This window comes from Enterococcus cecorum, assembly GCF_052119425.1.
In the GTDB taxonomy this organism is placed as follows: Bacteria; Bacillota; Bacilli; order Lactobacillales; family Enterococcaceae; genus Enterococcus_E; species Enterococcus_E cecorum_C.
The window spans coordinates 1-10201 of record NZ_JBQKFH010000059.1 but is presented as its reverse complement, the minus strand read 5'-3'; the positions used below and the strand labels follow the sequence as shown (position 1 = coordinate 10201).

The 10201-nt window shown below is 38.6% G+C and carries 9 protein-coding genes; all 9 read right to left on the bottom strand.

Features of this window, described 5'->3' with window-relative positions; translation table 11 throughout:
• Positions 1 to 143: 143 nt before the first annotated feature.
• The 9 genes from purD to purC are packed head-to-tail and all read right to left on the bottom strand — an operon-like array spanning position 144 to position 9915.
• Positions 144 to 1400, bottom strand: a complete 1257-nt coding sequence (gene purD, locus ACTQZM_RS11015; RefSeq protein WP_441653801.1) for a phosphoribosylamine--glycine ligase — start codon at positions 1398 to 1400, stop codon at positions 144 to 146.
• Between the two features lie 15 nt (positions 1401 to 1415).
• On the bottom strand, positions 1416 to 2957 hold the full coding sequence (gene purH / locus ACTQZM_RS11010) for a bifunctional phosphoribosylaminoimidazolecarboxamide formyltransferase/IMP cyclohydrolase (protein ID WP_441653800.1): 1542 nt from the start codon (positions 2955 to 2957) through the stop codon (positions 1416 to 1418).
• 7 nt (positions 2958 to 2964) lie between these two features.
• A complete protein-coding gene (gene purN / locus ACTQZM_RS11005; protein WP_441653799.1) occupies positions 2965 to 3555 on the bottom strand; it encodes a phosphoribosylglycinamide formyltransferase in 591 nt (196 codons plus the stop codon).
• On the bottom strand, positions 3552 to 4595 hold the full coding sequence (purM, locus tag ACTQZM_RS11000) for a phosphoribosylformylglycinamidine cyclo-ligase (protein WP_441653798.1): 1044 nt from the start codon (positions 4593 to 4595) through the stop codon (positions 3552 to 3554). The genes purN and purM overlap by 4 nt, the downstream gene beginning before the upstream one ends.
• 11 nt (positions 4596 to 4606) lie before the next feature.
• The gene (gene purF / locus ACTQZM_RS10995; RefSeq protein WP_441653797.1) at positions 4607 to 6052 is read right to left on the bottom strand and encodes an amidophosphoribosyltransferase; all 1446 of its coding nucleotides are present in this window, start codon (positions 6050 to 6052) and stop codon (positions 4607 to 4609) included.
• Positions 6037 to 8256 carry a phosphoribosylformylglycinamidine synthase subunit PurL gene (gene purL / locus ACTQZM_RS10990; protein WP_441653796.1) on the bottom strand — a complete coding sequence of 740 codons (2220 nt, stop codon included), beginning with the start codon at positions 8254 to 8256 and terminating at the stop codon, positions 6037 to 6039. The genes purF and purL overlap by 16 nt, the downstream gene beginning before the upstream one ends.
• The gene (gene purQ, locus ACTQZM_RS10985; RefSeq protein ID WP_441653795.1) at positions 8256 to 8933 is read right to left on the bottom strand and encodes a phosphoribosylformylglycinamidine synthase subunit PurQ; all 678 of its coding nucleotides are present in this window, start codon (positions 8931 to 8933) and stop codon (positions 8256 to 8258) included. Before purQ ends, purL begins: the two co-directional genes overlap by 1 nt.
• Position 8934: 1 nt before the next feature.
• Complete coding sequence (purS, locus tag ACTQZM_RS10980; RefSeq protein WP_016252098.1) at positions 8935 to 9189, bottom strand: phosphoribosylformylglycinamidine synthase subunit PurS; 255 nt, start codon at positions 9187 to 9189, stop codon at positions 8935 to 8937.
• Between the two features lie 15 nt (positions 9190 to 9204).
• Positions 9205 to 9915: a phosphoribosylaminoimidazolesuccinocarboxamide synthase gene (gene purC, locus ACTQZM_RS10975; protein ID WP_441653794.1), complete on the bottom strand. Its 711-nt coding sequence runs from the start codon at positions 9913 to 9915 to the stop codon at positions 9205 to 9207.
• Positions 9916 to 10201 lie beyond the last annotated feature (286 nt).

The following is a 10201-nucleotide window of genomic DNA, read 5'->3' as shown; positions in this document are numbered from 1 at the left end:
TAAGCGTCGATTGAAAAAAGAAAAGAAAATAAAAAAAAGAGAGAAAGCATTCATAAAATAACTTTCTCTCCAATTGACTTAATTGCCAACAACACTACTTGACAAAGAGCCGAAAAAGGCAGCACTGTGGCTACCTTAAACATTTATTTTAAAGCTTTAAATCCTATATCTTTGCGGTAAAAGAATTGTGACAAATCATACTGGTTTAAATACGCATACGCTTTTTGTTGGGCATCAGATAAATTTGTTCCCTGAGAAGTAACTAAAAATACGCGACCGCCATTTGAAACCATTTGCTCTTTCTTGGCTGTAACCCCTGCATAATACACTGTTTGCTCCTCAGTATTTTGCATTTCAGGTAATGCAATATTTTTTTCATAATCAGCTGGATACCCTGGAGCTGCAACTACTACACCAAGTGTCGCAAAATCATACCAAGTTATATCTGGTTGACGATTGTTTAATAAATCATCAATAATTTGTGCTAAACTTGTTTTTAATCGCGGTAAAACAACTTGGGTCTCAGGATCACCAAATCGTGCGTTAAATTCGATGACTTTAGGCCCTTCGTTAGTAGCAATCAACCCAGCATACAAGATACCAGTAAATGGCGTCTTGCGGTCAACCATGCCATCTGCTGCCTTTTGGACAATTTCTTTAATCGCTGTTTGGACCATGGATTCAGGAATCTGAGGAACGGGTGAATAAGCGCCCATGCCACCCGTGTTTGGGCCTTTATCCCCATCAAAAATCCGTTTATGATCTTGCGCAATCACCATCGGATAGACTTCATTTTCCTTTACAAAAGACAGTAACGAAAATTCTTCACCGTCTAAAAACTCTTCAACGACCACTTTTGCAGAACTTGCTCCAAATTTATGATCCAACAGCATATCTTCTAAGGCTTCTAGTGCTTCCTGTTCAGTCATTGCAACAACCACACCTTTACCAGCTGCCAGACCATCTGCTTTTATCACAATTGGTGCCCCATTTTCTAGAACATAGGCTTTAGCAGCTTCAAAATCAGAAAATGTTTGATATTTAGCAGTTGGAATGTGATAATCACGCATTAATTGTTTGGCGAAATCTTTTGAACCTTCAATCATCGCCGCTTGTTGATTAGGTCCGAAAATCTTTAGACCAGCTGCTTGAAAATCATCGACAATCCCATTTAATAAAGGAATTTCAGGCCCAACAAACGTCCAGTCAATCTGATGTTCTTTGACGAACTGAATCAAAGCCGGATGATTATCTTCAGCTATATCAACAAGTTGAACCCCATCTTTTTGCATACCAGGATTTCCTTTTGCGCAAAAAACAGCATCTACTTGAGGATCTTCTAATAATTTACGACAAATCGCATGTTCGCGACCTCCGCTACCAATGACTAATAATTTCATCGCTCAAGTCCTTTCTTAATGTCTAAAGTGACGAACATTGGTAAATACCATAGCAATACCATATTTATCCGCCATATCAATCGAATCTTGGTCTTTAATACTTCCGCCAGGTTGCACGATTGCTTTAATGCCATTTTGAGCAGCATATTCAACTGAGTCACTCATCGGGAAGAATGCATCCGAACTCATCACCGCACCTTCAAGTTTACCAGCTGCCTTCGCTTGTTCCACTGCAATTTTAACAGACCCCACACGATTCATCTGACCCGCACCGACACCGACTGTCTGATTGTCTTTTGCAAGTAAAATCGCATTAGACTTCACATGTTTCACAGCCTTCCAAGCAAAGGTTAACGCTTCTAATTCGTCTTTAGTTGGTTGACGTTTGGTAACCACTTGCCAATTTTCAGGATTTTCTTCGATGACATCTTGGTTTTGAACTAATAAACCACCAAGAACAGAAACAAATTCATTTTCTTCGGTATTCTTTTCTGAAAAGTCTAACGTTAATAGACGCAAATTTTTCTTTTGAGAAAGTATCGCTAAAGCATCGTCCTCAAAACTTGGCGCAATGATTAATTCAAGGAAGATTGGACGCATCACTTCAGCAGTTTTTAAATCAACTGGGCGATTTAATACAATAATCCCACCAAAGATCGATACTGGATCGGCATCAAAACAGCGATCAAAAGCTTCCTTAATTGTTGAACCTGTACCAATACCACATGGATTCATATGTTTTAAAGCCACTGCAGTTGGTTCGTCAAATTCACGAATGATACGAATTGCCGCATCCGCATCTTTAATATTGTTATAAGACAATTCTTTCCCATTCAATTGTTTTGCGCTAGCCATCGAATACGCCTTTGGTAAAGCGCAACGGTAGAATGAAGCCTGTTGATGACTATTTTCACCATAACGTAAAGTTTGACGTAAATCATAAGTAAGCGTTAATTTTTCAGGTGTCGTCACGCCTACAATTTCACTGAAATACTGAGCAATTAAGGCATCATAGCTAGCTGTATGGCGGAAAGTTTTCGCTGCTAGGGCTTTACGTGTTTCAAGACTTGTTTGACCCTCAGCTTTAAGTTCTGCAGCTACTTTTTCATAATCACTAGGGTCTACAATAACTGTTACACTTGCAAAGTTTTTCGCCGCTGAACGTAACATACTTGGTCCACCGATATCAATATTTTCAATCGCATCCGCTTCAGTAACATCTGGTTTTAAAATAGTTTCTTTAAATGGATATAAATTCACAACAACAAAATCAATCGGTGTAATATCATGAGCTTTCATCGCATCCATATGTGTGGCTAAATCACGACGACCAAGTAATCCGCCATGAATTTTTGGATGTAGGGTCTTCACTCGGCCATCCATCATTTCAGGAAAACCAGTCACTTCTTCAATCCCAATTGTTGGCACGCCATGTTCATCTAAAGCTTTTTTGGTACCACCAGTTGAGATGATTTCAATACCAGCATCAACCAACACTTTCGCAAAATCGACTAAGCCAGTTTTATCAGATACACTTAATAATGCACGTCTTTTCATGAGTTTTTTATTCCCCTTTTGATTTATTTTTTTCACTTTGAAGTAACACGTCTCTTAATACTTTTGGATACAAGCGATGTTCCGTTTGATGAATTTTTTCTTCCAGAGATTCCAAGGTATCCTCTGGTAAAATCATCACAGGTTCTTGAGCGATAATCGGGCCGGTATCCACGCCATCATCAACCAAATGAACCGTAACCCCGGTAACTTTAACGCCATATTCATATGCATCTTTAATCCCATGCAAACCAGGAAAGCTAGGTAAAAGGGAGGGATGAATATTTAAAATACGGTTACTGTAATGAGAAAGTAGCGTTTGACCGATAATACGCATATAGCCTGCCAAGACAATCAAATCGATTTCTTGTTCTTGCAATAACTGTAATAACGCTTTTTCATAGGCAGCTTTATTTGCGAATTCTTTAACCTCAAAACTAAAAGCACGAACATTCAATCGTCGCGCACGCTCAAGGACATAAGCATCATGATGATCACTAAAGACAAAGGCAAGTTCGCCAGGTAATAGTCCTGCTTGAAATTGGTGGGCTAAAGCTTCAAAATTACTACCATTACCAGAAGCTAAAATAGCAACTCTCATCGGCCTTCCTCCACTATTTCTACACTATTGGTCGTTTTTTCAATCATTTTTCCGACAATGTAAGCTGTCTCTTGGTTTTCTTTTAGGATTTGCATCACTTCAGCCACTTTATCTTCACTAACTGCTAAAATCATGCCTAAGCCCATGTTGAAGATTTCAAACATTTCTTCATGTTTAAGCTGTCCATATTTTTCAAGACATTCAAAGATTGGTAATACCGGCCAAGTCCCCACTTGAATTTGTGCAGCTACGTCCTCGTTGAACATTCTAGGCACATTTTCAATAAAGCCACCACCAGTAATATGTGCAACACCATTTACTAATTGCTTCTTAATGAGTGGTAGAAGCGCTTTGACATAAATGCGAGTTGGCGTTAATAAAACATTTTTTAATGGTTGATTTAATTCTGGAAGGACTGTTTCACCGTTAAAGTCATTTTGCTCAAAGAAAACTTTACGTACAAGTGAATAGCCATTGGAATGAATACCTGAAGACGGCAAACCAATTAATACATCCCCAGCTTTGACATTTGCTTTTTGAATTAAAGCTGATTTTTCCGCGATTCCAACTGCAAAGCCTGCCAAATCATAATCATCTTCACCATACATGCCAGGCATTTCTGCAGTCTCACCACCGATTAAAGCAGCATTTGCTTGGACACACCCATCAGCCACCCCAGCTACGACTTTTTCTAAACGTTCAGGAATATTTTTACCTGTGGCGATATAATCTAAGAAATACAGTGGTTCAGCACCTTGCGCGATAATATCATTGACACACATTGCCACACAATCAATGCCAATGGTATCATGCATATCTTCTTGAATGGCAATCATCAATTTCGTACCGACACCATCTGTTCCGGAGACTAAGACAGGCTCTTTTACATTCAAGCTACTTAAATCAAAGCAACCTCCAAAGCCACCTAAAGCGCTCATCACTCCGAGGCGTTCAGTTTTTTGTACATGCTTTTGGATTCTTTTTACAACTTCATAGCCAGCTTCTACATCGACACCAGCTTTAGCATATGCATTGCCCATTTAATTTCTCCTTATCCTTTAAAAAATTCTGTCTTTTCTTTTAACGATTGACGATATTGTTCTTCATAATCATACAATGGTGTTGGATAATCACCGTTAAAGTAAGCCATACACAAACCTGTATATGGGGCATCAAAATTCAAGCCAATCGCATCAATTAAACCTTGTTCACTTAAAAAGCTTAAAGTGTCACAGCCAATCATTTCCCGCATTTGTTCAATCGTATAATTAGCCGCAATCAATTCCTTACGTGTTTGAATATCAATTCCATAAAAACAAGGATATTTTAACGGCGGTGAAGCAATTCTTAAATGTACTTCTTTCGCCCCGGCTTCTTTTAATAATTGCACGATGCGACGACTGGTAGTCCCACGAACGATTGAATCATCCACTAACACCAATCTTTTCCCTTCAACCACACCACGAACTGCAGATAATTTCATTCTAACGCCTTGTTCGCGAAGTTCTTGTGTCGGTTGGATAAAGGTTCTAGCAACATATTGATTTTTGACTAAGCCCATTTCATACGGAATCCCTGAACTTTCGGCATATCCACTCGCTGCAGAAAGGGAAGAATTCGGAACCCCGATAACCATATCTGCTTCTACTGGTGCTTCATTTGCTAATAAGCGCCCCATGTTTTTGCGCGCGGTATGCACATTAACCCCAGCAATATTCGAATCAGGACGCGCAAAATAGATAAACTCCATCGAACAAATGGCATATTGTGTATCTGTCGTGTATTGGTCAATTTGAATACCTTCATCATTAATAATAATGATTTCACCTGGTTTGACATCACGTACAAACTTTGCGCCAATCACTTCTAAAGCACAAGTTTCTGAGGCAATCACATAAGCCCCATTTTTCATTTGTCCAATTGCTAGCGGTCTGAAACCATTTGGATCAAGCGCGGCAATCATCGCTTCTTCTGTCAGTAACAAGTAAGCAAAACCGCCTTTAACTTGATTCAACGCCTCTTTTAATTGATCCACCAAAGTAGGACGATGGCTCTTGCGAATTAAATGCATCAAGATTTCGGTATCTGAATTTGAGTGGAAAATCGCCCCTTCTTGTTCTAGGCGTTTACGTAAACTTTTGGCATTGGTTAAATTTCCATTATGCGCCAAACCATAGCTACCATTATAAAACTTAAATAAAAATGGTTGAATATTGTCCACACTGCCATTGCCGGCCGTTGCATAACGCACATGTCCAATCGCAGCATTTCCTACCAAGCGATTTAATTGCCGTTCATCTGCAAAAACCTCAGCCAATAAACCTAAATCGCGATGTCCATATAATTTTTCGCCATCAGTCGAAACAATCCCTGCCCCTTCTTGGCCACGATGTTGTAAACTGTGAAGTCCGAAATAGGTTACCTTACTGGCGTCAGGATGTCCCCAAACGCCAAAGATACCACATTCTTCATTTAGACTTTTTACTTCATAAGACACGTAATCGCATCCTCCCATAATTGTTTGGCTTGTTTGACAGAAGTAGAGATTGCCCCATCTGTCCCCTTCATTTCTAATTGATCTTGCGCAACAACTTTACCTACAAATTGTGCTTTATCTCCCATTAATTTTTCAAAAGCTGCTTGATTCTCAGGTCTTACAGATAAAACAAAACGTGATTGGGTTTCAGCAAATAATAAGGCTTGTTCAAAGTCAAAACTTACTTTGGCTCCCAATTCATTCTTAAAGCAACTTTCCGCGATGGCTACAGCTAAACCACCTTCGCTACAATCATGACAACTTGCTACTAAACCAGCTTGAATTGCTCGTAACACTAAATCTTGATTGGCTTTTTCAGTAGCTAAATCAAAATTCATTAAGCGACCCTCAATTTTTCCTAGTAACATTTTTTGTAACTCAGAGCCATTGAAATCTGGTGCAGTTTGACCGATAACATAAATTAAATCATCCGCTTGTTTGAAGTCTTGGGTCGTGATATGTGCTAATTTTTCAACTAAACCTACCATCCCAATCATCGGTGTTGGATAAATGGACTTGCCATTCGTTTCGTTGTACATAGATACATTTCCTGAAATAACTGGCGTATCTAACACTTCGCATGCTTTAGCAATTCCATCGGCTGAAGTCCACAATTCCCAGAAGCCCTCTGGTTTATCAGGTGAGCCATAGTTTAGACAGTCTGTAATCGCTAAAGGACGCCCCCCGCTAGCAACGATATTACGAGCGGCTTCACTCACCGCAATTTGACCACCAATTTCAGGATTCAAATAGAGATATCGTGCATTACAATCTGTCGTCATGGCCAAAGCTTTTTGCGTGCCACGAATGCGAAGTACCGCTGCATCGCTACCTGGCGTAACTACAGTATTTGTACGCACTTGATAATCATAGGTTTCATAGATGGATTTTTTAGAAGCGATGGTTGGTTGTTGTAATAAATCTAGGAAAGTTTGGGTACTATCCGTAAGTTGTGGTACAAAATCAGCCATTTGCGCAAATTCTTGGATTCTAGCCGGTTCTTGATAAGGTTTATGATAAACAGGCGCATCCTCAGCAAGTGCATCAACTGGAATATTCGCGACTTCTTTACCATGATGATACAAACGATACAGCCCATCGTCCGTTACTTCACCAATAGAAACCGCGTCTAAATCATATTTTTTGAAAAGCGCCACTACTTGATCTTCACAACCTTGTTTGACACAGATAAGCATGCGTTCTTGAGATTCTGAAAGCATCATTTCATAAGGGGTCATGTGACTTTCACGTTGCGGCACATCATCAAGATATAATTTCAACCCTGAACCAGCTTTTGAAGCCATTTCTGAACTTGAAGAAACCAAACCAGCGGCTCCCATATCTTGAATCCCAACTAAAATATCAGAATGGTCTAAAATCAATTCTAAACAAGCTTCTAATAATAGTTTTTCCATAAAAGGATCGCCTACTTGGACAGCTGAACGTTGTTGTTCTTCGCCTTCTACAAACTCTTCTGAAGCAAAGGTAGCCCCATGAATCCCATCACGTCCAGTTTTCGCACCGACATACATAATTTTATTGCCGACACCTTTTGCTTGGCCTTTTTGAATATCTTTATGATCAATTAAGCCGACACACATCGCATTGACTAACGGATTGCCTTCGTAACATGGGTCAAAAGCAACTTCCCCACCAACAGTTGGAATACCGATACAGTTACCATAGCCGCTAATCCCCGCAACAACTTCTTCTAATAAGTATTTTGTACGGTTATTATCTAGTTCACCAAAGCGTAAAGAGTCTAAAATCGCAATTGGACGAGCTCCCATACTGAAGATATCACGGATAATACCGCCGACACCAGTTGCTGCACCTTCATATGGCTCTACTGCAGATGGATGGTTATGACTTTCTGCTTTGAAAACAACTGCTTGTCCATCGCCAATATCGACAATCCCGGCACCTTCCCCAGGACCTTGTAATACTTGTTTACCTGATGTTGGGAATTTCTTTAATACTGGTTTTGAATTCTTGTAAGAGCAATGTTCACTCCACATGACAGAGAATAACCCTGTTTCCGTATAGTTAGGCATGCGATTTAAGATGTTTTCAATCATCGCATATTCTTCATCAGTTAAACCCCATTGCGTATATATTTTTTGATCTTTAATTTCTTGAGGAGTCGGTTCGATAAATTTCTTCATTAGTTTTGCGTCACCTTTCCGAAGTTTTTCAAAATAGAAGCAAAGAAACGCTTGCCATCAGCACTACCTAATAATTCTTCCATCGCACGTTCTGGATGGGGCATCATTCCTAAGACATTCCCTTTTTCATTACAAATTCCAGCAATATTTTCAACTGAGCCATTAATATCTTCTTCATATGTACAGACGATTTGGTTATTGGCTTTTAGTTTGGCTAAAGTTTCTTCATCACAATAATAATTACCTTCACCGTGAGCGACAGGAATTTGAATCACTTCATCTTTTTGATATTCGCTGGTAAATTTCGTTTCATTATTGACAACTTTTAAGCCAACCGTTTTACAGACAAAGTGTAAAGAACGATTACGAATCAAGCTACCAGGAAGTAAACCAGCTTCCGTTAACACTTGAAATCCATTACACGTACCCAAAACCATCTTGCCTTCATTAGCAAAACGAATCACTTCAGACATAATATTTGAAAAACGAGCAATCGCACCACATCTTAACGCATCACCATAAGAAAAGCCTCCAGGTAAAAAGACCCCATCAAAACCTTCTAAACTTGTTGCATCATGTCGGACATATTCTGCCTCTGCACCACAGACATTTTTGATTGCCCATAACATATCCAAATCACAGTTAGACCCAGGAAATACAATCACTGCAAATTTCATGTTACGCTTCCTCCACATCCATGATTTCGAATCGATAAGTTTCCATGTTGACATTTGCTAATAATTTATCACAAGCTTCTTCAATGACTTCTTCAACAGGACGAGTTCCAGGGTTAACTTGCATTTCGAAATATTTACCAATTCTAACCTCTTCAATTTCGCTATAACCCATGCGATGTAATGCTCCTTTAACCGCCTCACCTTGAGGATCTAAAACAGACTCTTTATAAGTAACATAAACTTTTACAAAAACCATGATTGTACTCCTTTATTAATTATTTTCAATTCTTCGTAAAACTTCTTGGTAAACTGGGACTAAATCACCTAAATCACGACGATAGATATCTTTGTCTAAATGATTGTTGGTATGAACATCCCACAAACGACAAGTATCTGGTGAAATTTCGTCAGCTAATAAAATTTTGCCTTCTTTTGTACGTCCTACTTCAATTTTAAAATCAATTAATTGAATATCTAAAGTTAAGAACCATGTCTTTAAGACTTCATTGACTTTTAATGCCAAAGCTTTAATTTGATCAATCTCTTCTTGAGTCGCAATATCTAGCACTAAGACATGTTGATCATTTATAAATGGATCATCTAGACGGTCTTCTTTATAATAAAATTCAACGATTGGAAAACTTAGAGGTGTTCCTTCCTTAATATCTAAACGTTTTGAAAAACTTCCAGCAGCCACATTCCGAACGACGACTTCTAACGGAATAATCTTCACTTTTTGAATCAATTGTTCGGTTTCAGAAATTTTACGAATAAAGTGACTGGGTACACCATTTTCAGCTAATTTATCAAAAATAAGCGAAGTAATCTGGTTATTCATCGCTCCTTTACCTGAAATTGCATCTTTCTTCAAACCATTCAGTGCCGTTGCTTGATCCATATACTCCGCTAATATTACGTATTCTTCATCTGTACTATACAATTTTTTAGCCTTGCCTTCATAAAGCAGTTCTAGCTTTTCCATTTCGCACCTCGAAAATCATCATATTTATGAACGTATTATTCATCTATTCACATTCTATGTTACTTTCAAAAGATTTTCAATAATTTATTTATATTTTACACTTGTTTTCTATTTATTGTTCGTGTTTTTTATCGATATCATTCAGTAAAACATTTTACACAAACTAATAAAATAGGGGGCTGACCCAAAAGTAGCCCCTATGTGAAAAAATAGAGGTCTTTCCATTTAGATAGTAGTGGAAAGATCTCTATTTATCTTTTGAAAGTGAATACAAAAATAAAGCACA

Coding starts and splice junctions, on each gene's coding strand:
- purN (WP_441653799.1), bottom strand. CDS start 3,555: ATGAGAGTTGCTATTTTAGCTTCTGGTAATGGTAGTAATTTTGAAGCT.
- purM (WP_441653798.1), bottom strand. CDS start 4,595: ATGGGCAATGCATATGCTAAAGCTGGTGTCGATGTAGAAGCTGGCTAT.
- purL (WP_441653796.1), bottom strand. CDS start 8,256: ATGAAGAAATTTATCGAACCGACTCCTCAAGAAATTAAAGATCAAAAA.
- purD (WP_441653801.1), bottom strand. CDS start 1,400: ATGAAATTATTAGTCATTGGTAGCGGAGGTCGCGAACATGCGATTTGT.
- purC (WP_441653794.1), bottom strand. CDS start 9,915: ATGGAAAAGCTAGAACTGCTTTATGAAGGCAAGGCTAAAAAATTGTAT.
- purQ (WP_441653795.1), bottom strand. CDS start 8,933: ATGAAATTTGCAGTGATTGTATTTCCTGGGTCTAACTGTGATTTGGAT.
- purH (WP_441653800.1), bottom strand. CDS start 2,957: ATGAAAAGACGTGCATTATTAAGTGTATCTGATAAAACTGGCTTAGTC.
- purS (WP_016252098.1), bottom strand. CDS start 9,189: ATGGTTTTTGTAAAAGTTTATGTTACTTATAAAGAGTCTGTTTTAGAT.